The sequence below is a fragment of the Solwaraspora sp. WMMD937 genome, assembly GCF_029581175.1.
Classification (GTDB): Bacteria; Actinomycetota; Actinomycetes; order Mycobacteriales; family Micromonosporaceae; genus Micromonospora_E.
Window position 1 is genome coordinate 1,578,611 of the sequence record NZ_CP120738.1, and the last position, 24,859, is coordinate 1,603,469.

At 70.0% G+C, this 24,859-nt stretch carries 28 protein-coding genes, 1 pseudogene and 1 riboswitch; of the genes and pseudogenes, 16 read left to right on the forward strand and 13 right to left on the reverse strand.

The annotated features are described in order from the left end of the window. Nucleotides 1-2: 2 nt before the first annotated feature. Nucleotides 3-770, reverse strand: a complete 768-nt coding sequence (locus O7621_RS06810; protein WP_281552135.1) for a response regulator transcription factor — start codon at nucleotides 768-770, stop codon at nucleotides 3-5. Between the two features lie 35 nt (nucleotides 771-805). On the opposite strand from O7621_RS06810, the gene O7621_RS06815 reads away from it, so the two are divergent. Beyond that, on the forward strand, nucleotides 806-1,474 hold the full coding sequence (locus O7621_RS06815; RefSeq protein WP_282233240.1) for a class I SAM-dependent methyltransferase: 669 nt from the start codon (nucleotides 806-808) through the stop codon (nucleotides 1,472-1,474). Between the two features lie 567 nt (nucleotides 1,475-2,041). Further along, a complete protein-coding gene (locus tag O7621_RS06820) occupies nucleotides 2,042-2,869 on the forward strand; it encodes an alpha/beta hydrolase (RefSeq protein WP_282233241.1) in 828 nt (275 codons plus the stop codon). Between the two features lie 203 nt (nucleotides 2,870-3,072). On the opposite strand, the gene O7621_RS06825 is transcribed toward O7621_RS06820, so the two are convergent. The 5 genes from O7621_RS06825 to O7621_RS06845 form a co-directional block, all read right to left on the reverse strand. Next, entirely contained in the window at nucleotides 3,073-3,651 is a 579-nt protein-coding gene (locus tag O7621_RS06825; protein WP_282234476.1) for a hypothetical protein, read from the reverse strand. A 961-nt stretch (nucleotides 3,652-4,612) separates the two neighbouring features. Next, a complete protein-coding gene (locus tag O7621_RS06830; protein ID WP_282233242.1) occupies nucleotides 4,613-4,801 on the reverse strand; it encodes a DUF397 domain-containing protein in 189 nt (62 codons plus the stop codon). 133 nt (nucleotides 4,802-4,934) lie between these two features. Next, nucleotides 4,935-5,126, reverse strand: coding sequence for a DUF397 domain-containing protein (locus O7621_RS06835; protein WP_282233243.1), 192 nt, complete (start codon nucleotides 5,124-5,126; stop codon nucleotides 4,935-4,937). Continuing rightward, entirely contained in the window at nucleotides 5,123-5,905 is a 783-nt protein-coding gene (locus O7621_RS06840; protein ID WP_282233244.1) for a helix-turn-helix transcriptional regulator, read from the reverse strand. Before O7621_RS06840 ends, O7621_RS06835 begins: the two co-directional genes overlap by 4 nt. Before the next feature lie 49 nt (nucleotides 5,906-5,954). Then, nucleotides 5,955-6,716 carry a transposase family protein gene (locus O7621_RS06845; protein ID WP_282230741.1) on the reverse strand — a complete coding sequence of 254 codons (762 nt, stop codon included), beginning with the start codon at nucleotides 6,714-6,716 and terminating at the stop codon, nucleotides 5,955-5,957. Between the two features lie 205 nt (nucleotides 6,717-6,921). On the opposite strand from O7621_RS06845, the gene O7621_RS06850 reads away from it, so the two are divergent. The 7 genes from O7621_RS06850 to O7621_RS06880 all read left to right on the forward strand — a co-directional run bounded on the left by O7621_RS06850 (nucleotide 6,922) and on the right by O7621_RS06880 (nucleotide 10,411). Then, nucleotides 6,922-7,233 (forward strand): hypothetical protein, encoded by a 312-nt coding sequence (locus tag O7621_RS06850; RefSeq protein WP_282233245.1) that lies wholly within the window; start codon nucleotides 6,922-6,924, stop codon nucleotides 7,231-7,233. After that, nucleotides 7,223-7,402, forward strand: coding sequence for a hypothetical protein (locus O7621_RS06855; RefSeq protein WP_282233246.1), 180 nt, complete (start codon nucleotides 7,223-7,225; stop codon nucleotides 7,400-7,402). The genes O7621_RS06850 and O7621_RS06855 overlap by 11 nt, the downstream gene beginning before the upstream one ends. Before the next feature lie 162 nt (nucleotides 7,403-7,564). After that, entirely contained in the window at nucleotides 7,565-7,864 is a 300-nt protein-coding gene (locus O7621_RS06860; protein WP_282234477.1) for a DivIVA domain-containing protein, read from the forward strand. 32 nt (nucleotides 7,865-7,896) lie between these two features. After that, on the forward strand, nucleotides 7,897-8,235 hold the full coding sequence (locus O7621_RS06865; protein ID WP_282233247.1) for a GPP34 family phosphoprotein: 339 nt from the start codon (nucleotides 7,897-7,899) through the stop codon (nucleotides 8,233-8,235). Further along, on the forward strand, nucleotides 8,205-8,549 hold the full coding sequence (locus O7621_RS06870; RefSeq protein ID WP_282233248.1) for a hypothetical protein: 345 nt from the start codon (nucleotides 8,205-8,207) through the stop codon (nucleotides 8,547-8,549). The genes O7621_RS06865 and O7621_RS06870 overlap by 31 nt, the downstream gene beginning before the upstream one ends. A 63-nt stretch (nucleotides 8,550-8,612) precedes the next feature. Further along, nucleotides 8,613-9,497, forward strand: a complete 885-nt coding sequence (locus O7621_RS06875) for a LysR family transcriptional regulator (protein WP_282233249.1) — start codon at nucleotides 8,613-8,615, stop codon at nucleotides 9,495-9,497. A gap of 89 nt (nucleotides 9,498-9,586) precedes the next feature. Beyond that, on the forward strand, nucleotides 9,587-10,411 hold the full coding sequence (locus O7621_RS06880) for an SDR family NAD(P)-dependent oxidoreductase (protein ID WP_282233250.1): 825 nt from the start codon (nucleotides 9,587-9,589) through the stop codon (nucleotides 10,409-10,411). A gap of 66 nt (nucleotides 10,412-10,477) precedes the next feature. On the opposite strand, the gene O7621_RS06885 is transcribed toward O7621_RS06880, so the two are convergent. The 3 genes from O7621_RS06885 to O7621_RS06895 all read right to left on the reverse strand — a co-directional run bounded on the left by O7621_RS06885 (nucleotide 10,478) and on the right by O7621_RS06895 (nucleotide 11,559). Continuing rightward, nucleotides 10,478-10,735 (reverse strand): hypothetical protein, encoded by a 258-nt coding sequence (locus O7621_RS06885; protein WP_282233251.1) that lies wholly within the window; start codon nucleotides 10,733-10,735, stop codon nucleotides 10,478-10,480. Between the two features lie 130 nt (nucleotides 10,736-10,865). Further along, entirely contained in the window at nucleotides 10,866-11,306 is a 441-nt protein-coding gene (locus O7621_RS06890; protein ID WP_282233252.1) for a type II toxin-antitoxin system VapC family toxin, read from the reverse strand. A gap of 13 nt (nucleotides 11,307-11,319) precedes the next feature. Next, nucleotides 11,320-11,559, reverse strand: coding sequence for an AbrB/MazE/SpoVT family DNA-binding domain-containing protein (locus O7621_RS06895; protein ID WP_282233253.1), 240 nt, complete (start codon nucleotides 11,557-11,559; stop codon nucleotides 11,320-11,322). Between the two features lie 194 nt (nucleotides 11,560-11,753). Between O7621_RS06895 and O7621_RS06900 the strand changes: the two genes are divergently transcribed. Both O7621_RS06900 and O7621_RS06905 read left to right on the forward strand, forming a co-directional pair. After that, a complete protein-coding gene (locus O7621_RS06900) occupies nucleotides 11,754-12,533 on the forward strand; it encodes a hypothetical protein (RefSeq protein ID WP_282233254.1) in 780 nt (259 codons plus the stop codon). Further along, nucleotides 12,530-12,895: a GntR family transcriptional regulator gene (locus tag O7621_RS06905; protein WP_278173272.1), complete on the forward strand. Its 366-nt coding sequence runs from the start codon at nucleotides 12,530-12,532 to the stop codon at nucleotides 12,893-12,895. Before O7621_RS06900 ends, O7621_RS06905 begins: the two co-directional genes overlap by 4 nt. Nucleotide 12,896: 1 nt before the next feature. On the opposite strand, the gene O7621_RS06910 is transcribed toward O7621_RS06905, so the two are convergent. Then, a complete protein-coding gene (locus O7621_RS06910; protein ID WP_282233255.1) occupies nucleotides 12,897-13,361 on the reverse strand; it encodes a DUF2809 domain-containing protein in 465 nt (154 codons plus the stop codon). A gap of 391 nt (nucleotides 13,362-13,752) precedes the next feature. On the opposite strand from O7621_RS06910, the gene O7621_RS06915 reads away from it, so the two are divergent. The 4 genes and pseudogenes from O7621_RS06915 to O7621_RS06930 form a co-directional block, all read left to right on the forward strand. Further along, the gene (locus O7621_RS06915) at nucleotides 13,753-15,654 is read left to right on the forward strand and encodes a M14 family zinc carboxypeptidase (RefSeq protein ID WP_282233256.1); all 1,902 of its coding nucleotides are present in this window, start codon (nucleotides 13,753-13,755) and stop codon (nucleotides 15,652-15,654) included. 139 nt (nucleotides 15,655-15,793) lie between these two features. Beyond that, nucleotides 15,794-15,859, forward strand: a riboswitch (cobalamin riboswitch). Between the two features lie 122 nt (nucleotides 15,860-15,981). Continuing rightward, nucleotides 15,982-16,953, forward strand: coding sequence for an ABC transporter substrate-binding protein (locus O7621_RS06920; protein ID WP_282233257.1), 972 nt, complete (start codon nucleotides 15,982-15,984; stop codon nucleotides 16,951-16,953). A 73-nt stretch (nucleotides 16,954-17,026) separates the two neighbouring features. After that, nucleotides 17,027-18,022 (forward strand): iron ABC transporter permease, encoded by a 996-nt coding sequence (locus O7621_RS06925; protein ID WP_348775311.1) that lies wholly within the window; start codon nucleotides 17,027-17,029, stop codon nucleotides 18,020-18,022. Between the two features lie 59 nt (nucleotides 18,023-18,081). Continuing rightward, a pseudogene (locus tag O7621_RS06930) lies at nucleotides 18,082-18,837 on the forward strand (ABC transporter ATP-binding protein); the annotation flags it as partial. 27 nt (nucleotides 18,838-18,864) lie between these two features. On the opposite strand, the gene O7621_RS06935 reads toward O7621_RS06930, so the two are convergent. Beyond that, nucleotides 18,865-19,632: a VOC family protein gene (locus tag O7621_RS06935; protein ID WP_282233258.1), complete on the reverse strand. Its 768-nt coding sequence runs from the start codon at nucleotides 19,630-19,632 to the stop codon at nucleotides 18,865-18,867. A 223-nt stretch (nucleotides 19,633-19,855) separates the two neighbouring features. On the opposite strand from O7621_RS06935, the gene O7621_RS06940 reads away from it, so the two are divergent. Further along, a complete protein-coding gene (locus tag O7621_RS06940; RefSeq protein ID WP_282233259.1) occupies nucleotides 19,856-21,460 on the forward strand; it encodes an alpha/beta hydrolase fold domain-containing protein in 1,605 nt (534 codons plus the stop codon). Between the two features lie 16 nt (nucleotides 21,461-21,476). On the opposite strand, the gene O7621_RS06945 is transcribed toward O7621_RS06940, so the two are convergent. Continuing rightward, a complete protein-coding gene (locus tag O7621_RS06945) occupies nucleotides 21,477-22,469 on the reverse strand; it encodes a hypothetical protein (protein WP_282233260.1) in 993 nt (330 codons plus the stop codon). 92 nt (nucleotides 22,470-22,561) lie between these two features. Beyond that, on the reverse strand, nucleotides 22,562-24,697 hold the full coding sequence (locus O7621_RS06950; RefSeq protein ID WP_282233261.1) for an AAA family ATPase: 2,136 nt from the start codon (nucleotides 24,695-24,697) through the stop codon (nucleotides 22,562-22,564). Nucleotides 24,698-24,859 lie beyond the last annotated feature (162 nt).

The following is a 24,859-nucleotide window of genomic DNA, read 5'->3' on the forward strand; positions in this document are numbered from 1 at the left end:
GCTCACCCCTGCACGGCGGTACGCAGCGCGTAGCCGAAGCCGCGGTGGGTGACGATCAGCGGCTCACCGAGCGGGTCCAGTTTGCGGCGCAGGTAGCCGATGTAGGTGTCGACGACGTTCGACTCACCACCGAAGTCGTAGCGCCACACCGCCTCCAGGATCTGACTGCGGGACAGTACCCGACCGGAGTTGAGCATCAGGTAGCGCAGCAGTTTGAACTCGGTCGGCGACAACTGCACCGGTGCGCCGGCCCGGGACACCAGCAGGGTGTCCTCGTCCAGCTCCAGGTCGGCGTAGCGCAGCACGGAGCCGGCCCGGCCGGCCGTACCAGCCGGATCGCCCGGCCCGGCGGGGCCGTCCCGGCCGGCGGGACCGTCGCGCCCGGCGGGACCGGAGCCGACCCGGCGCAGCACCGCCCGTACCCGGGCCAGCAGTTCCTCCACCGCGAACGGCTTGGTCAGGTAGTCGTCACCGCCGAGGGTTAGCCCGGAGACCAGGTCGCGGCGGGCGTCGCGGGCGGTCAGGAAGACGATGCCGAACCGGTGGCCGCGTTGCCGTAGCCGCCGGCACAGGTCGAAGCCGTCGCCGTCGGGCAGCATCACGTCGAGTACGACGAGGTCCGGTCGACCCGACTCGGCGAGCTGCTCCGCCTGCGCCACCGTGGTCGCGGAGTCGACGGCGAAGCCGTGGAAGGTGAGCACGGTGACCAGCATGTCGACGATGTTCGGCTGGTCGTCGACGACCAGGATGCGCGCCGATGTGTTGCCCATGTCCGCTGATCAGATCACGCCATCATGGGAGAAGGATGAGAACGGGTAACGTGCTGCGGGTGTCCGACGCCGACTTCCTGACCACCACCCGTGACTCCTACGACGCGATCGTCGGCGAGTACGCCGAGGCGGTGAAGTCGGAGCTGGACGAGTCACCGCTGGACCGGGCCATGCTGGGCATGTTCGCCGAGCTGGTGCGTTCGACAGGTAACACGGCGGTCGCCGATGTCGGCTGCGGGCCGGGCCGGGTCACCGTGCTCTTGGCCGGGCACGGGCTGGACGCGTTCGGTGTCGACCTGTCCCCAGGCATGATCGACCATGCCCGCCGGGCGTACCCGGGGCTGCGGTTCGAGGTCGGCTCGATGCTCGATCTGGATCTGCCCGACGGTGGGCTCGGCGGGTTGCTCGCCTTCTTCTCGATCATCCATCTGCCGTGGCAGCGGCGGCCGCAGGCGTTCGCCGAGTTCCATCGGGTGCTGGTGCCGGGCGGCTACCTGATGTTGGCCTTCCAGATCGGCGACCACGTTCGGCACCGGGACGAGTTCGAGGGTAAGCGGATCGACCTGAGCTTCCACCGGCAGCGGCCGGCTGAGGTGGCGCGGTTGCTGACCGGAGCCGGTTTCCAGGTCCTGGTGACCGTCGAGCAGACTGCGCCGGCGCCGGACCGGCCGCCGCTGGGCATGCTGGTCGCCCGCAAACTCTGACCGGTGGGGACGATGTCCAGCTGGTCGCCGTCCAACTTTGTCTGCTGAGCCTCGACGCCGGCAGCCCAGTGGCGGTGAAGGGGGCCGAGTTGTTCGGGCGCTACGGGGCAGCGTGTGCATCGCCTCTTCCCGCGCCTGTCGGTACGCGTCGAGTGGAGGGTCCAGGCACGTAATTCATCGGGGATGACGTGCCCGGACCCTCCACTCGACAAACGTGCCGGGGCGTGACAGCCCGACGCACGCCGGGCTCGACGGCGATCGGTGGGGCATGATCGGATCGGGCCGGACATCCCGGCCGCCGCACTTCCGACCGGAACGACGGCTGGGGCAGCGGTCGACTGGTGGCCGCCGAACCGCCAGAGGGCTTCCCCGCTGGCGAAGTCACCCACTAAGCGTCCGCCCAGACCGTGTCACCCGGCGAGTACGCCGTCGAAATCCTGGTCGAGCAGGACGTGGTGCTCGGCGCGGGAGTCGGCGTACGTCCGAGCCGGTCAGCTTTCCGTGACGCGTGGCTCGCGGCATGTGCGGATGTTCAGGGAAGGGCGATCGTCTGGCAATGTTGGCCGGGTGCATCTGACGGAAGAGTTCGAGTGGCGCGGACGTGAGGTCCGATGGTGTCGGACGGGTTCTGGGCCCGACGTCGTGTTCTGCCATGGGACGCCGTGGTCCTCGCAGTTGTGGGGCCCCTACGCCGAGGCTCTGAGCGCCCAGTTCACGGTTCACCTGTGGGATATGCCCGGTTACGGGCAGTCCTCAAAGTTTCCAGATCACCGGGTGTCTCTGGACGTCCAGGGTGAGTTACTGGCTGACCTCGTCTCGCATTGGGAGCTGCCGTCCCCACATGTCGTAGCTCACGACTACGGCGGCGCCGTCGCGTTGAGGGCCCTTCTCTTGCACGGCTGTTCGTTCGCGTCGTTGGCGCTCGTCGACGTGGTGGCGCTGGCTCCCTGGGGGTCGGACTTCTTCCGGCTCGTACGCGACAACGCCGAAGCTTTCAGCGCGTTGCCAAAGGCCGTCCACGAAGGAGCGCTCCGGGCCTACATCGCAGGAGCCAGTCACATGGGCCTGACGCCTAGCCAGATGCAGGACCTCGTTTCTCCCTGGCTGGACACCGACGGGCAAGCCGCGTTCTACCGACAGATCGCCCAGGCGGACCAGACCTATACGGACGAGATTCAGGGTCTCTACCCGCGTCTGGACCTGCCCGTTCTGGTGGTGTGGGGCAAGAACGACACGTGGATACCTGTCGACCGTGCTCACCTACTGACAGAACTCATCCCGGGCGCTCAACTCGAGCTGATCGATGGGGCAGGTCACCTGGTCCAGCTTGACCAGCCCGTACAACTGGCCACGACGTTGCACGGTTGGCTCACCTCTGAGGCCACGAGGACTTGATGCGGTTCAACATCCGCTCATCGGCATGAGCGCACACCGATCGTTGTGACGCATCGTGATGCTCGGATCGCGGAAGATGTGCGCATACAGTCATGGGCGGTAGAGACAGCCCCTCCGCAGCGGAATCGCCGCCGCCTTGCTCGCCGCACACCTGCTCTGGTTTGGGGATTCCCCGGCGAACGAGACGACGGGAAGCCTACGGCTCAACAGACTAGATCGCGCCAGAACTCGACGCTTGCCTTCGGCTCCCACGGAGTTTTGCCTACGCCAACGTTACCGAACTCCCGGTCGACGTAGTCTGCCAGATGCAACCCGTAGTAGATGATGTCGGTCTGCCACATCGAAAGCACCGGGTGGCCGAAGGCCCCGGACTCACCAGGGAGATACCGGTGCCCATACACCGGTACCATCTTCGGAACCTGCGCCAGCGAGCGCGTCGCTGTCGCCAATGCCGATGCGGTGCCGCTTGGCCTTGAACCCCAGCTGTTGTGCCAGAAGCCGTTGTTCTCGACGTCGAACAGCACCCCTTCGCAGGGCCAGTACAGCAGGCTGCGCAGCTTGTCACGGTCCCCGTTACGCCAGTCCGGCCACGGCTTCGGGTGTGTGTAGATCACGCCCGGCTCGCGCGGCTCGGGGCGGGTGTTCACCGGTAGTCCTGCGGACAGAAAGGCTCGATGGTCAACGGCGAAACGGAACCCGAATTCTTGCTCGATCCGGTCGAGTTCCGAGTCGGTCAGCCCGGGGTCGACCGCACAGACGGATCTGAGCCGTAGCCGCCGCATCGCTTCCTGGCCAATACGGCGGCCATCCTCAGCATGTTGATCGAGCCCTACTACCACGACGCGAAACTCTACCCCGTGCACGCGCCCTGGATCGGTGCCGTCGTCATCGCGCCGAGGTGCTGACGTCGGTAACCGCCGAACGCACTCGACACTTTGGCCATGTACACGCAAAGTGACGCCTGATCGGCGGCATGAGCGAAGCGACAGGTTGATCGCCGACGCAGCGCCCGCCTCCGACCGACCGGACGGCGCTCGACCTGCTGCATGCCCCACCGAGGGCGCACGCATCGCGACGACTCAATCGCGGCAGATCAGTTCGTTGCCCTCACAAGCTTCTCAAGGGTGTCGGCCAGCTCGGACACGTCACGACGCCCATCGAGCTCGGTCGTGGCGCCGCGTCGCAGACGAGGCTCGACGGTCCGACATACCCGTCACCAGGACCCTCGCCACGCACGCATGATATCGATCATAAGCAGCACCTCATGCTCAGGAGCACCTCGCGGCCAGATGTGGCGCAGGATGCGGCTTCGCGGCATGAGCGGATCTCGCTGTACCGCCCCGACACCTTCAACCGCCGGGGCGGCCCGTGGCGGCAGGTTCAGATTCGGACGCCGCGATCGGCGACATTGCTTCGAGTGGAGGGCTCAGACACGTTATTCGGGCGAGTAACGTGCCTGAGCCCTCCACTCGACGGCGGACCGAGAGTCGACGGACCGAGGTGCGCGCTTCTCGGCATGAGCGCGCGCTGGTGCCCGCCCGATCCGGAAACAGCTGATGCGTGCCAGGAGGCTCGGCCGGCCGCCCGTCGGGGTTGTACGGAATCTCGGCGGCGAGTGCGGCCGCTCGGACGTGCTGAGGGCCGACGCCCTGCACGTCGAGTAGCGGATGCATCCGGCGGATAGGTCGGCGCCGATGCGCGCCGGCTACGCGTCCTCCTCCAAGCAGGCCGGTGTCGGGGTGGTCAATGGCCGGCGGTGCTGACCTGGGTGATGAAGGTGGACCAAGCGGTGGGGGTGAAGGTGAGGGTGCCGCTGGTGCGGTTCTTGCTGTCGCGGACCAGTACCTGGCCGGGCAGGTTGTCGGCGACTTCGACGCATTCGCCGCCGTTGCTGTTGCTGCGGCTGGCGGTGCGCCACGCTGGCTGGGTCATAGCTGCCTGCCGATCCTCGCGATCAGGCGACTGGCCCGGGTGACCAGCCGGGAGGGAAATGTCCCGTCGCTGCGGACCTGCCATTGACCCGGCGTAGGTGCGCAGGACGGGGCCGCAGCGTTGTGTCGGGTGGTCAGTGGTGGTGGGTGGCGGTGGCCTGGGTGATGAAGGTGGACCAGGCGGTGGGGGTAAAGGTGAGGGTGCCGCCGGTGCGGTTTTTGCTGTCGCGGACCAGCACCCGGCCCGGCAAGTTGTCGGCGACCTCGACACAGTTGCCGCCGTTGCTGTTGCTGCGGCTGGCGGTGCGCCACGCTGGCTCGGTCATAGCTCCTCTGCCATTCTCGCGATCAGGTCCCGGGACGCGTCCCGGGGCAGTGCCACTGAGCGTATCGCCTCCCATGCGTTGACGAAGATGCCGACCTTCGCCGGCTCCTCGTAGGTGCGGCCGTCCACCGGGTTCTCCGCATAGGCCACCGTCGCCCCGTCCGGCAGTGTGGCCAGCGCGAAGTTGCCCAGCTGGCCGGCGTAGAGTCCGGCGTCGAGCGGCACCACGTGCAGCAGCACCCGGTCGCGCCGCGACATCTCCACCAGGTGCAGCAACTGCTCCTTCATCATCACCGGGTCGCCCCGGCGCAGCGCCGCCTCGTCGACGATGAACGAGGTGACCGGCGGCGTCCGGCGGTCGAAGACGGTCACCTGGCGGGCGAGCCGATGGGCCAGCCGCTGCTCGGCCACCTCCGGCGCAAGCATGCCAACGGCGAGCACCGCGCGGGCGTACGCCTCGGTCTGCAACAGCCCGGGGACGTAGGTCGACTCGTACCCGCGCAGCATCTCGGCCTGGGCCTCGTACTCCGGCCACGGCTGGAACCAGTCCGGCGGGACGGCGTTGCGGGCGTCCTCGGCGGTCTCCTGCACCAGGGTGCCGCTGCCGAAGACATCGTCGATCTGCTCGGCGGTGTCCGGCAGGGGGATCTGCCGGGCCGTCTCGAACTTGGCGATAAGCGAGGTGGAGACGCTCAGCCGCTGCGCCAACTGCTCCTGGGTCATGCCTCCGTTGAGCGTACGGAGGAACTTGAGAGTGCGAGGAACCCCGTTGCTGCTCACGAATTACCGGTCCTTCCCGATTCAAGATCGAAGTTTCGGAACGGGAGGTCTATTCACAGGCGATCCTGTAGAAATGCAGCCCGATGGCACAGGAGATCGTTTCTGTGAAGGTCGCGAGCGGTCTGCGGTAGTCGGTGTGCAGGATTCTCCAGGTCTTCAGGTTCGCGATGACCTGTTCGACGACCCAGCGGATCTTGTTGACCTGCCTGTTGTATTCCTTCTGCCACTCTGTGAGCTCGCCGCCCTTGGGCTTCTTGTACGGAGTGATCATGCCGTTGCCGACGTATCCTTTGTCGCCGATCCAGTCTCCAGGGTTCAGGCTGGCGAGAACACCGGTGTCGTTGATCGCGTACGAGTCGTGGTGGTTGCCGGTGACAGGATCGGAGACCCAGGCGAGCGCGCCGTCGAGGGTGCAGGCGACCTGGACGCTCATGCCCGTGGTCTTGTGCTTGCCAGAGTACAGACAGCGGTCCGTGCGCCATGACCAGCAGGGGAACAGAGTGCCGTCGACGATGTACTGGACGGTCGGGTCGAGCTCGTCGGCGGTCGGCGCGAACCCCGCCAGCACGCGGTCGAGGACCGGGGTGATGCCGGTGACCGCCCGGGAGATCGTCGACTGGGAGACACCGTGCGCCTCGGCGATCTCCGCTTGGACGCGGTTGCGCCGCATGTAGGTCAACGTGACCACGAGGGCGCGGTAGAGGCCGAGGATCGGTGGCCACGGTTCCATGCCCAGGTTCCGGCATTCGGTGCGGACCAGCACGCAGAGGTCGCGGATCTGATCGGTCGTGAAGCCGGTGGTATGATACATGTTCGGCGGTCCGCTTTTCTTTGGTTGTTGTGTGGTAACTCCATCCTATGGGAGGGCGGGCCGTCTCGTTTATCGGGGGGTCCACTGTGGGCTATCGGGGCCCTGCTGAATAAGCCTCCGGGTTCTGTTGGTGGGAATCCTTCCACTGCTGGCGCTGCGGGTCCAGGGTGGATCTGCTGACAGCAGAAAAATCGGGAGGGATTCGATGATCAATAAGGTGGTGGCCGCCGGGGCGGACCCGGACGACGACCCGGTGTTGCGGCACGCAAGGGAGACCGCCGAGAAGCATCTACCGAGGCGGATCGGCGAATGCCCGACGTGCGGATCGGTGGCGTTCTGCGCACCGTTCACCATGGCCCTGGCGATCCTCGACCGGCGCGACGTGCCACAGGCCCGGCGGATCCGGACCGTGCTCACCGTCGCCGGCCTGTCGCCGCCGGAGTTCCCGCACCCACCGGAGAGCAGCGACGACGGCCGGAGCGGCAGCGGCGGAGGGTGGTGCGAAATTGTCCGGTGAACCGTTGATCAAGGTCGGCGACGTGTTGCGGCTGCGCGCCGAAGACTGGGCATTCGGCAACGGCCCGGTGGCGATCCGGGTATCTCATCTGCGGCACGGTCACGACATTCCGCACGTGACCATGATCGCGGTGATGGGCACCTTCGTCAGCGGCCCCCGCGCCGGCTAGATGATGCTGCTGTCGGTGTTCAAACACGCCTTGCGGCGGCCCGGCGTCCTCGAGCGCGACGGCCGTACCCCCGAATCTCGCTCCTGATCAGAAACACCCTGACAGCGATTCAGTCGAAATGCGAAAGGCGGTTCCACCGTGCGCAGGCTTCTCCACCTCGTCCTGTTCCCCCGGCGTACCCGGCGGCAGTCCCGGCCGCACACCCGCAACGCCGGTGCCCGCCACTACCGCGCTGCGGTCCGGCCGTCGATCAGCCCCGGGCTGGTCCGCGACCGTCAGTTCCTGGAGCGCACCCGGCGCGGTCTCGACCCGGCCGAGGTACGCGCCTTCCTGCACCTGGTCGCCGACGAGCTGGCCACGGTGCGGGCCGAGCTGGCGATGACCCGCGACGAGAACGTACGGATAAAGCAGGCGCTGCGGGACTGGCAGTCGCGGCAGTTCCAGGCCCGGATGCCGGCGTAGGCCGTCGGCCAATGACCGCGAAGGGAGCCACGATGGTTGACCGCGCCGGGGCCACGGCCAGGGCTGGAGTCGGGGCCGCCGCCGTCGCAGCTGCGACGCTGCCGTTGCCGGCGGTGCACCTGCGGAGACCGTTGCTGGCCGACGAGTTCTTCCTGCTGGCGCAGGACGCGGTGACCGGTCGGCCGCGGCTGCCGGACCGGGCGGTCGGGTTCGGTCTGGCCGCCGCGCTGCTGGTGGACCTGGTCGACGCCGGGGCACTGCGGGTGCGCGACGGCCGGCTCTGGCCGGTGGCGCGGCACGTGCCGGTGGACGCGCTCGGCGGCTGGTCGCGGCGGGTGTGGTGCGGCCCCGGACGGTACGCCGTCTGCTGACCACCGCCGTGCGCCATGTGCCGGTCGACCCGAACCGGGCCGCGTGGGCGTGGGCCCGGCTGACCGTACGGCTGCAGCGCGGCGAGCCGTTGCCCGACCTGGAGGCCCGGCTAGCCGGGCTCTGCCTGGTCACCGGGCTGGACGACGCCCTGCTCACCGGTCTCCCGACGGCGGCCCGTCGGCACCTGCACCGGGAGACCTCCGGACGACTGCCGACCGAGGTCGGCGAGCTGTTCACCATTGCCCGCAATCGCCTCGACGGCGCATCCCACCGCCGCCGGAGCGGCCGATGGCGTCGCGGACCAGCGGGCTGAGCGCTCCACCAATCTGCTGCGCACGTCGCTATGCAGGAACTGCATGACGACTAGGCTGTTGGCATGCTTCCGGATCTGGACCTGCGGCTGGTCCGGTACTTCACCGTGGTCGCCGAGCAGCTGAACTTCGCGCGCGCCGCTGAGCAGCTCCGGGTCGCGCAGCCGTCGCTGAGCCGACAGATCCAGCGGCTGGAGGATGCTCTCGGCGTACGCCTGCTGGAACGCACCAGCCAGGGCAGCCGGCTCACCGCCGCCGGTTCGGCGTTCCTGCCCCGCGCCGAGCAGCTACTGCACGGTGCTGAACAGGCGGTGCTCGCCGCGCGGGCGGCGGCACCGGAGCGCACCATCACCATCGGGTACGTCGATGATCTGATCGTCACCCCCGCCGTACGCGAACTGCGCCACCGGTTTCCCGACGCCCACGTCCGCACCCGCCACCTCGACACCCGGGATGCCGACGCACTGCTGCGCCGGCAGGCCGACGCCCTGGTCATCCGTACGCCGCTGCCGGTTCCGGCCGACGACCTCGACGTGGCTGTCCTCTACGACGAACCCCGGGTCCTGGTCGTGCCCGCCGCGCACCGGCTGGCCGGCAAGGAGTCGGTGACCGCCGCGGACATCGCCGCGGAACCGCTGGTCGGCTGCACCGGCATGGGTGCCGACTGGACCGGCTTCTGGCGGCTCGAACCCCGCCCGGACGGCGGTCCCGCCCAGCTCGGTCCCACGCTGGCCGACACCTACGACGACAAGCTCGAAGCCATCGCCGACGGCAGCGCCATCGCCGTCGTCCCGGCCAATGACCGGCGGTTCAGCCTACGTCCGGACCTGGTCACCGTTGCCATCCACGAGGTCGAGCCCTGCCAGGTCGCCGTGGTCACCCGCGCCGGGGACGGCAACCCGTTGGTCGCGGAGTTCGTCCGCTCTGCTGAGCGGCTCCTCGTTGGCTGACCCTGGGTCCCGATCGTCATGCGCCTGTTGCACGACGGGGTGCGAAACAGGTCTTGGACACGGCCGCCGGCAGAACGTTGGCTGGTCGTATGCCTGTCGACTACCGCTCACAGACCGTTCTGCTCACCGGGGCGAGCTCCGGGATCGGTGCCGCCTTCGCCAGGGCGCTGGCCGGGCGCGGCGCGAACCTCGTGCTGGTCGCGCGGCGCGCCGACCGGTTGGCGTCGATCGCGGACGAACTGCGCCGCACTGCTGATGTACGAATCGAGGTCGTCCCCACGGACCTGTCCAGTCCCGCTGCGCCGTCCGAGATCCGCCGAGTGGTCGCCGACCGGGGCGTCGAGGTGACAAGCCTGATCAACAATGCCGCGATCGGCTCTTTCGCCCTGTTTGCCGATGTGGATCCGAGTCAGTCGACCGCCGAGGTCGCCGTTGACGTGATGGCACCGGTCGCGCTGACAGCGGCCTTCATGCCGCAGCTGACGGGTGCCGGCAACGGCTTCATCATCAACCTTGCCAGCGTGTCCGCGTACTTCCCGACTCCCCGGATGGCCGTCTACAGCGCCGCAAAGGCGTTCATGCTCAGCTTCACTGAATCACTATGGACGGAGCTGCGTGGCACCGGCCTGACGGTGTTCGCTGTCGCACCCGGAGCCACCGGCACCGATTTCACGGCCGGGATGGGTCCGGACGCGGCGGTGCTGACCGCAGGGAAGCTGCGGGCCGCAGAGGACGTCGTCGCGACCGCGCTGCGCCACCTTGAGCTCCGGGATCCGGGCCCGATCGTCGTCGACGGCGGTGGCAACCGGCTCGGCGTGCTCGTGAGCCGATTCGTGAGTCGGCGCCGGGCCGCCCTGATGATGGCCCGCGTCTTCGACCCCGCTCGCCGGCCCCCGTCTCACACGCCCGGTTGACGTGGGTGAGGGCGTTGCTGGAAGCAGACCGTAGCCCTACGGTGGAGCCTCCCCAGGAGCCACCTGCTACTCGAACGTCCAGAAGAAGTAGTAGACGGTGGGCGGGTTGCCGTACGCGCGGTACTGGCAGAGGTACGAGCTCCACAGGTCGTTCTGGACCCCGTAGTTGCCGTACGACTGACAGAAGCTCAGGCTGCTGTAGACGTTACGCAGGGTGCCGCCCGGCGGGTCCGGGTAGTCCGCCGAGGCTGGGGCGGCGGTGGTCGCGAACATGCCGGCCATGGCGATCATGAACGCCACCAGCAGTGTGGTCAGTCTTCGCATACATCCTCCCATGGGGTCGGGGCACTCGCCGATCTTCGCCTGTCTCCAGGCATCACAAGATCGACGTGTAACGATTTCATGATGCCATCGTGGTTGGCCCATGGGAAGGCTTGGGCGCCGCAGACCTCGGCTATGCCTGCGACGAGTCGGGGGCGACCACGGCCAGCCTGGGGAAGTAGCTGCGGTACCGGGCGGAGTCCCGGGTGAGGAGCTGATAGCCGCATACTGCCGCATGGGCGCCGATGTAGAAGTCGGCGATCGGCGAGCTCCTGGTGCCACCTTGCCTGCGGTACTTGACATATGCCTTCCCCGCCAGGAAACCCGCAGGGTAAGGCAGTAGTTCGCGGAGAAAATCCGATGCCGGGACGACCTCGTCCAGATCCTCGATGCGGTCGAACCGTACCGAGATCTCGGCGTACACGATCGGGTTGATCACGAGCACGCCTGCGTCGCGGGAGGCGGCGAGCGCTGAACCCGACCACTGTGACCACGTCGGATCCTCGGTGAGGATGTCGAGCAGGACGTTGGAGTCGACCAGGGTGACGGTCCCGTCCGAATGCCTCTGGGGCACTGCGCGAAGCCGTTCACTCGCCACGGAGCAACTCCATGAGCTGGTCCGTGGTCATGCCCTCCGTCTCGCGTGCGGTGCCCTGCCCGCGTAGATGCCGCACAAGCCGTTGTCCTCTGGAGAGGGCACCGTCGACCCGCACGATCCGCAGCGCGCCGCCCTCCTCGACAACCTCGATCTCGTCGCCTTCATGCAGGCCGTGTTTGGCGCGCAGCGGCGCAGGGATGGTCACCTGACCCTTGCTGTTCAGCTTCACCGTGCCTCCATATGTCACGTATTACTTGTACTACGTAATACTAGCGGTTGTGTTTCAGGGCTGCGAGGGTTTCCTCCCCTCCTCTGGGTTCCAGCGCAGGGCGGGGACGAGGTCATCGCCTGACTGACTTGACTTTGTCGCATGTTATGACTCATGGTTGTGAGACAAAGCTTGCGACTATGGAGGTGGTGGCGATGCGCCAGACAGAGCACAGCGAGACCAGGCAGTGGCTGGACCGGCACGGTCTGACCGAGGCCGAGCCGACGCCGCTGCTGGCGACCCGGCTGGCCGTGCGACGGCGGGCCAAGCTCGTCGGCGACATCCTGCTGGCCGGGTTCCTGATCGGCGCGGCACTCACCCACGCGACGGGCCGGGTCACCGACACGGCGTACTCCTGGCTGCCGTTGCTGGTGCTCACCGCGCTGGTGGCCGGCATGCTGGTGGCGCAGTGGCTGCTCCGTCAATGGGTCCGCCGCGTCGACCGGCGAGCCGGCGCGCAACTGCCCCGGCGGGTGGCCCATCCGGTCGGGTTCGGCTGGCCGGCGGTGCTCGGCCGGCCGTACGCCGTCTTCACGGTCGCCGCCTACACCGGCGCGCTGGTGCTCGCGGTGAGCGTACTGCCGGTTTCCGACCCGGTGCTGCGGGCCGGGGCCGCCGTCGTGTTGATCGGGCTCGCCGGTGCCGGAGCCGGCATGGTCATGCAGCTGCGTCAGGTGCTGACCAGCCCGGCCGTCGCCGAGGACGAGGCGTCGCTCACGGCAGACGTCGTCATGCGGGTCGAGGACGCGCGCGCCCTCGTCACCCCCAGCCTGGTCTGGATGCTGCCGGCCATCTTCCTGTACGGGGAGTCGCTGGGCTGGTGGAACGCAGTCGCTATCGGACTCGTCGTGGCCGGTGTCGTCGCGTTCGGTCTGGTCCAGACCCGGACCATGGCTGTCGGGGCGACCGCACGGCAGGCCATGATCGTCCGATGATCGTCATCGACGCCGCCTCGCCGACGCCGCCGTACGAGCAGCTGCGGGCCCAGCTCGCCCGGCAGATCCAGGACCGGTCGCTGGCCGTCGGCACCCGGCTGCCGACGGTCCGCCGGCTCGCCGCCGACCTCGGCCTGGCCGTGAACACCGTCGGTCGGGCGTACCGGGAGCTGGAGGAGGCCGGGCTGATCGAGACCCGTGGGCGGGCCGGATCGTTCGTCACAGCCGCCGGCGACCAGGCCCTCGAACAGGCCCACCGCGCCGCCCGCGACTACGCGACGATCATCGCCCGGAGCGGCATAGACCCAGCGGAGGCGATCCGGATCGTCCAGGCGGCCCTGGGCCGCCCGGCCACACCGTGACTCACCGGCCACACCCGGGACCGGCACCGGCGCCAGCCGGCTGCCGGTCCCGGTGGCGCAGCCGCCAACGGTCGACGCCCGCGTGCAGCAGCACCAACGGCAGTACGCCCACCACGTACCAGGCCAGGTCGGTGGGGTCGAAATGGACACCAAGGACCAGCCGTGCCAGCAGACTGCGCTCGGACAGCTCCGCCGGTACGCCGGTCAGCTGCAGGAACTCGACGAGCCAGCAGAAGGCGACGGCACCCGCCCCGGCCACGATCGGCCCGGCACCCGGTGCCAGGACGAACACCCCGGCGTAGACCATCGACGCGTACAGGGCGGTACCGGAGTACTGCTGCAGCGCACCGGAACTGTCCAGCACACCGTCCCCGCCGGCCAGTACCCGGATGCCGAGTGCCACGGCGAGGAACCCGCCGGCGGCGGCCAGACCCGCCGACCGTACCCGCCACCTGAGACCTGCCACGGCGCCCGACCCTACAGTTCACCCGGTTTACCGGCGGGCGTCCGGCGCTCCGGCGGGCGGGATTCATGATCAGGTGAGCGCTGTGGACCTCACAACCGCGACGAGACGTTCATAGCGCTCACCTGATCATGAGTTGAGGGTTGCGCCGTCGGTCGCGGACGGCCGTGTCCGCCTGGTGCTCGCGGCGCAGTGGATCGAGGAGTCCGTAGTGGCTGAGATCCGCCACGGACAGGACTGTCCCTCCCCGCATGGTGTCCGGTACGAGAAGTATCGATGCCGTGTGATGATCAGCTTGGCATGGAATTGATCGCGAAAGATATTGATATGACCATGTGACAGGTGGTGCAGTTGTGCTCACCAGCGGAGTCCTCCCCACCCCCAGGAGGTCTATATGCGATTCCGCGCACCAACTGCCAACGCCGGCTCGTGGCGCAGGACCACCGTCCTGCTGATCGCGACCGTCGTCGGCCTGTTCGCCGTCGTGACCGGCCCGGTGTCGGCCGATCCCAAGCCCAGCGGTTCCGACCGGGAGTCGATCGCCGGCCCGTACCGGGTCCTCGGACCGCGTACCTTCGCCGACCGCGACGCGGTGGCCGGGACCGGCGCCGCGATCGACTACATCGAGCATGGCATCCTCAACATCACCGCGACCCGGGCCGAAGTCAGCGCGATCCAGGCGCTCGGCTTCGAGGTCGAAGCGGTGCGGGCACCCACCAGGACCGACGCATCCGGCGACGTCACCACGTTGGACTTCCCGCCGTCCGACTCGGCGTACCACAACTACGCAGAGCTGACCACGGTGGTCAACCAGGTAGTCTCCAGCCACTCGAACATCGCCCGGAAGATCAGCATCGGGACCTCGTACGAGGGCCGCGACCTGATGGCGGTCAAGATCTCCGACAACGTCGGCACCGACGAGGACGAGCCGGAGATCCTGTTCAACTCACAGCAGCACGCCCGCGAGCACCTCACCGTCGAGATGGCGATCTACCTGCTGAACCTGTTCACCGACGGCTACGGCAGCGACTCGCGGATCACCAACATCGTCAATACCCGCGAGATCTGGATCGTGCCGACCGTCAACCCGGACGGCAGCGAGTACGACATCGCCACCGGCTCGTACCGGTCCTGGCGCAAAAACCGGCAGCCGAACAGCGGTGCGCTCGCCGTCGGCACCGACCTGAACCGCAACTGGGACTACCTGTGGGGCTGCTGCGGCGGATCCTCCGGCTCCCCGTCGTCGTCGACCTACCGAGGCCCGTACGCCTTCTCCGCCCCGGAGACCCAGGCGCTGCGTGACTTCGTCAACAGCCGGGTCGTCGGCGGTGAGCAGCAGATCAAGGCCAACATCGACTTCCACAGCTACTCGGAGCTGGTGCTCTGGCCGTTCGGTTGGACCACAGCCAACACCCCGTCCGGGATGACCACCGACCAGTACAACACCTTCGCCACCCTCGGTACGCAGATGGCGGCGACCAACGGCTACACCCCGGAACAGTCGTCCGACCTCTACATCACCGACGGCAGCAGCATCGACTGGATGTGGGGCGTGCACGGCATCTGGGCGTACACCTTCGAGCTGTACCCCGGATCGTCCAGCGGCGGCGGCTTCTACCCGCCCGACGAGGTGATCCCCACCCAGACCGCCCGCAACCGGGAAGCGGTGCTGCTGCTCAGCGAGTACGCCGACTGCCCGTACCGGGTGATCGGCAAGGAGTCGCAGTACTGCGGCGGCGGTCCGGTCGACCCGCCGGGCAGCACCGTCTGGGCGGACGACTTCGAGTCCGCGACCGGCTGGACGACCGACCCGAGCGGCACCGACACCGCCACCACCGGGCAGTGGGAGCGCGGCGTCGCGCAGGCCACCAGCTCCGGCGGGGCCCTGCAGCTGACCGCCTACCAGGGCAGCAACAGCCTGGTCACCGGTCGGCTGGCCGGCTCCTCGGCCGGCTCGTACGACATCGACAGCGGGGCTACCAGCGCCCGCTCCCCGGCTGTCGCGTTGCCGTCGAGCGGCACCCTCACCTTGTCGCTCGCCTGGTACCTGGCCCACCTGAACAACTCGTCGTCGGCCGACTACCTGCGGATCAGCGTGGTGCACAGTGGCGGCACGACGACGCTGTTGAACCAGTCCGGCGCGGGGAGCAACCGGTACGGGTCCTGGTCGACCAGCAGCTACAACCTGACCCCGTACGCGGGTCAGACGGTGCGGATCCTGGTCGAGGCAGCGGACGCCTCCACCGCCAGCCTGGTCGAGGCGGCCATCGACGACGTCCGGATCACCAGGTCCTGACGTCGGGCAGGGCTGCCGGCTACTGACGGCACGCAGGGCTGCCGTGCGGTGAACATCACCGTACGGCAGCCCTGCGCTGTCGCGATGTCTACCGGCCGGCGCCGGTAAGTTACCGTGCTACTGACCGCCCCGCAGCGAAGCCGGTGCGAACCCGGCGCTGTCCCGCAACTGTGATGCCCCGGCCGACAGCCGGGGGCTAGCCAGGTCGCCTGCGGCGTGGTCGCGAACCGCGCTCTCGAGGAAGGGCGCCTCGCCACCTGGCCGGGGCCGGCGTCATCACCCCGACCTGTCGGCGAAGCACCAGCCCTCGACCGACAGGAGGACCAGATGAGCAGACCCCTTCCGCTGCGGGCAGCGTTGCTGCGTACCGCCGCGGTCGCCACCGCCGCGACGCTCGCCCTGACCGGATGCGGCCAGGCCGGCGACGGCTCCGGCGGGCCCGACGACGCGCAGCCCGGCGTCAGCCCGGAGATCGCCGCCAGCTACCCGGTCACCGTCGGTGACCTGACCCTGGAGGTACGCCCGGAGCGGATCGTCGCACTGTCGCCGACCGCGACCGAGATGCTCTTCGCGATCGGCGCCGGCGACCAGGTGGCCGCCGTCGACGACAACTCCAACCACCCGGCCGAGGTGCCGACCACCGAGCTGTCCGGGTTCACCCCGAACGTCGAGGCGATCGCCGGCTACGAACCCGACCTGGTGGTGCTCTCCGGCGACACCAACGAGGTGGTGGCCGGGCTGACCCGACTGTCGATCCCGGTCTACCAGGCCGGGGCGGCGGTCACTCTGGACGATACGTACCGCCAGATCACCGAACTTGGCGCCCTCACCGGGCACCCGGAGGCGGCGGCCGACCTGGTCGGCACCATGCGGTCCGACATCGACAAGCTGGTCTCCGACGTGGCGCAGCCGGCCGAGCCGCTCAGCTACTACTACGAGCTCGACCCGACCCTCTACACGGTGACCAGCGAAACCTTCGTCGGCTCGCTGTTCACCATGGTCGGGCTGACCAACGTGGCCGACCCGGCGGACCCGTCCGGGGAGGCCGGTGGCTACCCGCAGCTGTCCGCCGAGGCGCTGATCGATGCCGACCCGGACCTGATCTTCCTGGCCGACACCAGGTGCTGCCAGCAGAACGCGCAGACGGTGGCGCAGCGGGCCGGCTGGTCCACCATCACCGCCGTACAGGCCGGCCAGGTGGTCGAGCTCGACGACGACGTCGCCTCCCGCTGGGGTCCCCGGGTGGTCGACCTGGTCCGGGCGATCGTCGACGCGGTCGACGCGGCGGCGGCGTCCTGACGTGCTCCGTACGCCGGTCCGGCGGCGGCCCGGGCTGACCGCCGGCTGGTTCGCCGGCGCGCTGGCCGCCGTCATGCTGGCAGCCCTGGCCGGGCTGGCGTTCGGCCCGGCCAGTCTGCCGCCGCTGGCGGTCGCCGCCGAACTGCTCAACCTGCTGCCCGGCGTCGAGGTGGACAGTGGACTCAACGACCGGCAGGTGGCGATCGTCACCCAGCTGCGGCTGCCCCGGGTGGTGCTGGCGCTGCTGGTCGGCGGCATGCTGGCCCTGGCCGGTGGCTGCTACCAGGGGGTGTTCCGCAACCCGCTGGCCGACCCGCACCTGCTCGGCGTCGCCGCCGGGGCCGGGCTGGCGGTGACTGCGGTCATCGCGCTGCGCTCCGGCACCGGGGTGCTGACCGGGCTGCCGGTGACGGTGCCGCTGGCCGCGTTCGTCGGTGCGGTCGGGGCGGTCGCGCTGACCTACCTGCTCGGTACGGGCGCGGCCGGGCCGGACCGGTCCACCGCGGCGCTGATCCTGGCCGGGGTGGCGGTGTCGGCGTTCCTCGCCGCCGGGCAGACCTACCTGCTGCAACGCCACGTCGACACCATCCGGGAGGTGTACTCGTGGCTGCTGGGTCGGCTGGCCACCGACGGCTGGCACGAGGTCCGGCTGGTCCTGCCGTACGCGGTGATCGCCGCCGTGGTGGTGTTGGCGCACCGCCGCGAGCTGGACGTGCTGTCGGTCGGTGACGAGGAGGCGGCCAGCCTCGGCCTGCACCCGCAGCGGTCCCGATACCTGCTGCTCGCCGCCGCGTCGCTGGGCACCGCCGCGGCGGTGTCGGTGTCCGGGCTGATCGGCTTCGTCGGGTTGATCGTGCCGCACCTGGTCCGACTGGTAGCAGGCAGCAGCTACCGGGTGATCCTGCCGCTGTCGATGCTGCTCGGCGGCGCGTTCCTGACCGTCACCGACGTGGTGGCCCGGACCGTGACCGCGCCGGCCGAGATCCCGATCGGTGTGGTCACCGCCTTCTTCGGCGCCCCGTTCTTCGTGCTGGTGCTGCGTACCACCCGCCGGACGGTGGCGCTGTGACCGCGCCCGCGCCCGGGTCCGCGCCCGAGACCGGGCCGGCGGCGGCTGGGAGCACCCCGGTGGTCGGCCGTGACCTGCGGGTACGCCTCGGCGGCGCGCCGGTGCTGGACGGTGTCGACCTGACCGCGGTCGCCGGTGAGTGGGTGGCGGTGATCGGGCCGAACGGGGCCGGCAAGTCGACCCTGCTGCGGGCGGTCGGCGGGCTGCAACCGGTCGACGGCAGCCTGGAGCTGTTCGGTACGCCGATCACCCGGCTCGGCCGCCGGGACCGGGCCCGGCTGGTCGCCACCGTCGTACAGTCGCCGGTGGTGCCGGCCGGGATCGCCGTCGCCGACTACGTGCTGCTCGGCCGTACCCCGTACGTCCCGCTGCTGGGCCGGGAGTCGGCGGCCGACCTGGCGGTGGTCGACGACGTGCTGGCCCGGCTCGACCTGACCGGGTTCGCGCACCGGCGGCTGGCCACGCTGTCCGGTGGTGAACGTCAGCGGGTGCTGCTGGCCCGGGCGCTGGCCCAGGGCGCCCCGCTGCTGCTGCTCGACGAGCCGACCAGCGCCCTGGACATCGGCCATCAGCAGGAGGTGCTGGAGCTGGTCGACGAGCTGCGCCGGGACCGTGGGCTGACCGTGCTGGCCACCATGCACGACCTGTCGGTGGCCGGCGAGTACGCCGACCGGCTGGTGCTGCTCGCCGCCGGCCGGACGGTCGCCGCCGGCCCGCCGGCCGAGGTGCTCACCGAGGAGAACCTGGCCCGGTACTACCGGGCCCGGGTGCGGGTGCTGCCAGGCGCACACGGCCCGCTGGTCGTCCCGGTCCGCGACCGGGACGTTCCCCGACCAGATTCGTCAGTCGCCGGCGATCCGGATCACCGAGAAGAAGGCCCCCTGCGGGTCGTTGAGCACGGCGAACCGGCCGTGCGGCAGGTCGGTGGGCGGGACTGAGACGGTGCCGCCGAGCGCGGCGGCGTGCGCGGCGGTGGCGTCGCAGTCGTTCACCGCGAAATACACCATCCAGTGGGCCGGCAGGTCCGCCGGCCAGTCGTCGCCGACCATCGGCATCATCCCGGCGACGGGCTGCTGTTCGACCAGCCATTCGGTGTACATGATCGGCGGGAACGGGGTGTCCCGGCACTCCCAGTCGAAGACCGCGCCGTAGAACTCCTTCGCGCCCTCCGGGTCGCGGGTGGTCAGCTCGTTCCAGCACAGTGAGCCGGGCACGTTCGCCAGCTCCGCGCCGGCCATGGACAGCGGCTGCCAGACGGCGAAGCTGGCCCCGGCCGGGTCGGTGAAGACCGCCGCCCTACCCCGGTCGAGCACGTCGAACGGCGGCATCAGCACGGTGCCGCCGGCCGACTCGACGAGCTTGGCGCTCGCCTGGGCGTCCAGCGTGCCGATGTACGTGGTCCAGGTCGGCGGCTGCCCGCCGGTGGACACCGAGCCGGCCCCGGCGACCAGTTTGTCGTCCTTGCTGAACAGGGTGTAACCCTCGGCGTCCGGGCCGTCGGGCGGCTGCGCGGACCAGCCGAACAGTTCGCCGTAGAACCGGATCGCACCGGGCAGGTCGGAGGTACCGAGGTCGACCCAGGCGGGCACCCCGGCCGCGGCGACGGACATGGCGGATCTCCTCCTGCTGATCGGCTGGGTGGACCCTGCTGACCGAATCCTGGCACCCGGTCGACGACGGTCGGGGGAGATTCGCCGAAGCAATCGCCCGGCACGCGGAATCATGGCCCGCGCCGAGGGTAACCGCGCACCGGGCTGACGTCACCGACCGAAGCCAGGCGGGGTGCCGGACACCGGCCGGGACGCGGGACAGCGGGGGAGAACGATGGTACGGGTGATCGAGGTGTTGCCGGGCGACATCGACCGGGCGATCAACGACGATCACGTCCTGCTGGACCAGCTTTTCCGGCGGCTGGAAACCGGCCAGGGCGACCGGCGGATTCTGGCCGACCAGGTGGTCTACCGGATCTCCATGCACCTGGCGGCCGAGGAACAGATCCTCGACCCGGTCTTCGACGAGCCGGCGGTGACCGACCGGTTGTCCGTCGGGGCGGTGGCGGAGCTGGTCCAGCGGGGGCGGGACACCCGTCAGCGGATCAAGGAGGCGGCGGCCGAGGTCGACCGGTCCAGACCCGGGAACCTGGACTTCGAAGAAGCGCTCAACCATCTGATCGCCGACGTCCGCCGGCAGGCCGCCGACCAGGAAGGGGTGCTGTTGCCGGCGCTGCGGGCCGCGGTCGGTCCGCAGCGGATGGCCGAACTCGGGGCGCAGTTCACCGCCGCGAAGTACCGTGCACCCACCCATCCGCACCCGCAGACACCGAACACCTCCCGCAGCAGCCGGCTGCTGGGCGGCCCGGCCGCGCTGGTCGACCGGCTCCGCGACCGGACCTCGGGGCGGCGTGGCTGGTTCGCCACCGACGCGTCCGGGCTGCTGGAACCGCAGTCGCAGGCGCTGCTGGACGCATTCGCCGCGCTCGGCCCCCGACCCACGGAGATCCTCGATCCGGTCGAGGCGCGGCGCCAGCCGACCCTGTCCGACGCGGTGGCCCGGATCCGTACCGACCGGGGAGATCTGGCGGAACGGGAGCCGGTCGACTCGGTCTTCGACTTCGCCATCGACGGTCCCGGCGGGGAGCTGACCCTGCGGGTCTACCGGCCGACGTCGGCGTCACCGGCCGGCGGCCTGCCGGTGCTGATCTACCTGTACGCGGGTGGCTGGGTGGTCGGCAGCCTGGACACCTACGACGCCACCCCCCGCGCGCTGTGCAACAAGGAACGGTGTCTGGTGGTGGCGGTGGACTACCGGCACGCCCCTGAGCATCCGTTCCCGGCCGCCCACGACGACGTGCTCGCCGCGACCCGCTGGCTGCTGGACAACGCCGGGGAGATCGGCGGTGACCCGGGGCGGATCGCCATCGCCGGTGAGGCCGCCGGCGGCAACATGGCGGTGGCCACCTGTCTGCAGTTGCGCGACGCCGGTCAGCGGCTGCCACTGCTGCAGGTGCTGATCTACCCGGTGACCAGGGTGACGGTCGACGACGGCTCCGGAGTGGACGCCGCCGACGCGGCACCGCTGAACCGCCCGATGCTGAGCTGGTTCGCCCGGCACGCCTTCCCCCGGCCGGAGATGCTCGACGACCCTCGGGTGGCGTTGCTCGACCTGCCGGTGCAACGGCTCGCCGGCCTGCCGCCGGCGGTGGTGCTGACCGTGGAACGGGATCCGCTGCGCGACCAGGGGCAGGCGTTCGTGCAGCGGCTGCGGGCGGCCGGGGTGCCGGTCGAGCACATCCACTACGACGGCGTACCGCACGAGTTCTTCGGGATGGGCGCGGTGCTGGACGTGGCGGAGGCGGCTCAGGACCGGGTGGCGGCGGAGCTGCACACCGTGTTCAACCCGTCCGGTCAGTCGTCGAGTGGCTGGCCGACCGGCCTGTGAGCCTCCGGGACCGGAATCAGCGGTCGGCGAGGTCGGCGATGGTGTTCACCAGACCGGCTGCGGTCTGCGGCTCCCGGGTGGTCAGCACGAGATAGCGCCCACCGGACAGCTGCACCCGGATGCCCGGACCGGATCGGGTGATCAATCCACGTCCACGCGTGTCGGGGTGGTAGCGGTAGCCCCAGCCGCCCCATTCGGACACCCGTACCGTCGTCTGGACGGCCCCGACGACCTCCCGCGCCGGTACGCTGATCCGCGGCCACCCGAACGGACCGAATCCGATGTGGATGCCTTGTCGGTCGATGGTCAGCCGGTTGACCAGCAGCAGCATCACCAACGCCACGGTGAGCAACACCGGGCTGGCCACCCAGACGTTGATCCAGACCGCCAGGACCCCGGCGAGCAGCAGCAACGGGACCAGGATCCACAGCCCGGTGCGGGACACCGATGTCTGCTCGGTCCATCCCGCACCGTCGGCCGGCAGCGGCACCCGGGGCAGCTCGGCGGCGGGTCGGCCGTCAGCCGCCGGCCGGGCCGGCGGCTGACCGCACGCCGCGTACGCGAGCACCGTCCAACCCGTCACCCCGACCATCAGCGCGGGAATGTGCCAGCTCGGAGCCGGCGCCCGGGTCGGGTCCAGTACATCGACCGAAAGTGCCACGGTGGTCAGCCAGATCCCGGCAACGAAGCCGGCGACCGCCGCGCCGATGGTGATCAGCCACCGCCGCAGCTGCCACCGTAGCCCGAGCGGCAGCACCCCGACTGCGGCGAGCACCGCCCCGGCGGCCGCGCCGATCGTGTAGCCGGTCACGCTGTTCGTCAGCGAACTGGTCGCGTCGACGACATCGGCCGTGTTCCAGTGCATCGGTAGCCGGTCCGGCAGCCGGTGCCGCAGCACCTCGGCGGTCAACGGCACCACGGCGACCGCGAGCACAGCGAGCAGGAAACCGAGTAGCCGCCGGCCGCCGCCACCGGCGCGGTCCTGCCCGGCCGTCCCTCCATCGCTCACCTGGCGATTGTTTCCCAGCTGCCGCCGGGCCAACCTGGAGGGGGCGGGCGGTGTGGCGCGCGCCGTTCTGCTAGTGCCGCCGATCGGTTCTGCTAATGCCGGTGGTCGGTCCGGGCGTGGTCGGTCAGCGCGGGGGGCAACGGTTCGACGTGCAGCACCGTCAACCGGGACACTGCCCGGGTCAGCACCACGTACAGCCGGTGCAGCCCACGCGGCTCGGCCGCGACGATACCGGCCGGCTCGACCACCACCACGTGGTCGTACTCCAGCCCTTTCACCTCGGTCGCGGCGACCACCGACACCCGGATCCCGGGGTCGCCAGCGGCTCCGGTGACCTCGACACCGGCTGCGGTCAGCGCGTCGCGCAGGCCGGTCACCGCGGACTCGACGGCGATCACCCCGACCGAGCCGTCGTGGTTCAGCGCCGCGCGTACCTCGGCCACCGTGGCACCGGTCAGATCGTCGACCGTACGCAGCGACAGCGACCCGTCCCGACGCAGCGACACCGCCGGTGGTACGTCCACTTCGAGCGCCGGCAGCAGCCGGTTGGCCAGCTCGACCACCACCGCCGGCACCCGGAAGCCGACCGTCAGCGGCACCACCGGGGCGTCGGGCCGACCGAGGTGGGTCAGCGTGCGGTGCCAGTCGGTGGCCGCCCACGGGGCGGTGCCCTGCGCCAGGTCGCCGAGCAGGGTGACCGAGCCGTGTTCGCTGCGCCGGGCGATCGCCCGGCACTGCATCGGCGACAGGTCCTGCGCCTCGTCGATCACCACGTGTCCGTACCCGGTGGGCCGGTCGAGCAGCCCGGCGACCTCGTCGATCAGCACCAGGTCGGCCTCGGTCCACCTGGTGGTGCGGACCGACCTGGCCGGTGGCCGCAGCAGCGCCGCCTGTTCGGCCTCGTCGAGCAGCCCGGTGGCGGCCGTCGCCAGCCGCTGCGGATCGGTGAGCAGCGTGGACACCACCCCGGTCGGGGTGAGCGCCGGCCAGACCCGGTCCAGCAGGGTGCGTACCGGTGCCACCCGGGTCATCCGCCGCAGCCAGGCGTCGCCCGGTGATTCGGCGCGCCGGGTCTCGGCTTGGCGTTGCAGCAGCGCGACGATCCGGGCCTGTACCCGTTCCCGACCGATCCGGTACGGCGGTTCCTCCTCGCGGACCGTCCGCACGATGCGGTGCAACGCCTCGACGCCGATCCGCCAGCGGTAGGAGCCGTCCGGCACCACGATCGACTCGTCCGGTTCGCCGAGGTACGCCTCGACCGCGCGGCGCAGCACCTGCGCCATCCTGGGGTCGTGTTTGAGCGCGGCGGCGGCCGGGGTGTCCTCGGCCCGTACCGGCACCGAGTCGATCAGGTCGGCGACCGTGCACTGGGCCACCTCGACCTCACCGAGGGCGGGCAGCACGTTGGCGATGTAGGACAGGAACACCTGGTTCGGCCCGACGATCAGCACTCCGGCCTTGCGCAACCGTTCCCGGTGCGCGTACAGCAGGTAGGCGGCCCGGTGCAGGCCGACCGCGGTCTTGCCGGTGCCGGGCGCGCCCTGTACGCAGATCGACTCGGCCAGCGCGGCCCGGACCAGCTCGTCCTGTTCGGGCTGGATGGTGGCGACGATGTCCCGCATCGGGCCGACCCGGGGCCGCTCGATCTCGGTGGTCAGGATGCGGGAAGCGGTGCCGAGCTCCTCGCCCCGGTCGAGGTGTTCGTCCTCGAAGCTGGTGAGTTCGCCGCCGGCGAAGCCGAACCGGCGGCGGACCAGTACCCGCTGCGGGTCGCGGACACTGGCCTGGTAAAAGGCCCGGCTGATCGGCGCCCGCCAGTCGAGGACCAGTGGCTCGCCGATGTCGTCGGCGACATGCCTGCGGCCGATGTGGTGCCGACTGATCCGCAGCCCGCCCGGATCGGGCTCATGGCCTGGCACGAGGTCGTCGATGTCGTCGTCGAGGTCGGGATCGATGTCGACGTCGAGCCGGCCGAAGAACAGCGGCGTGTCCGGGTTGTCGGCCAGCTCGGCGACCCGGCGGGCCAGGTGCCGGCCCAGGGTCTCGGCGGTGTACGCGTCCCCGGCGACCCGGTCGCCGGTGCTGAACAGGGCTTCGGCCCGGTCGCGCATCCGGGCGAGCGCGGCGCGGGACGCGGTCAGATGGGCCCGTTCGGCGGCGAGTTCGCCGTCCAGATCGGGTGCGGGGTGGCGGTCGGGCGCGGGGTGGTCGAGGTCGGGTGCGGGCATGCTGACTCCTGGCTAGGATCGCCGGCGTGCTCGCTCGCGTGTCCGGACCCGGTTCGGCCGGTGCCCGGCGCGGGGGACGTCCGCTGCGGTGCGACTCACCGCGGCCGTCAAGCGGACATCGACTTTACCCCTGGCCCGTCGCGGGTCAACCAGATTTCCCCG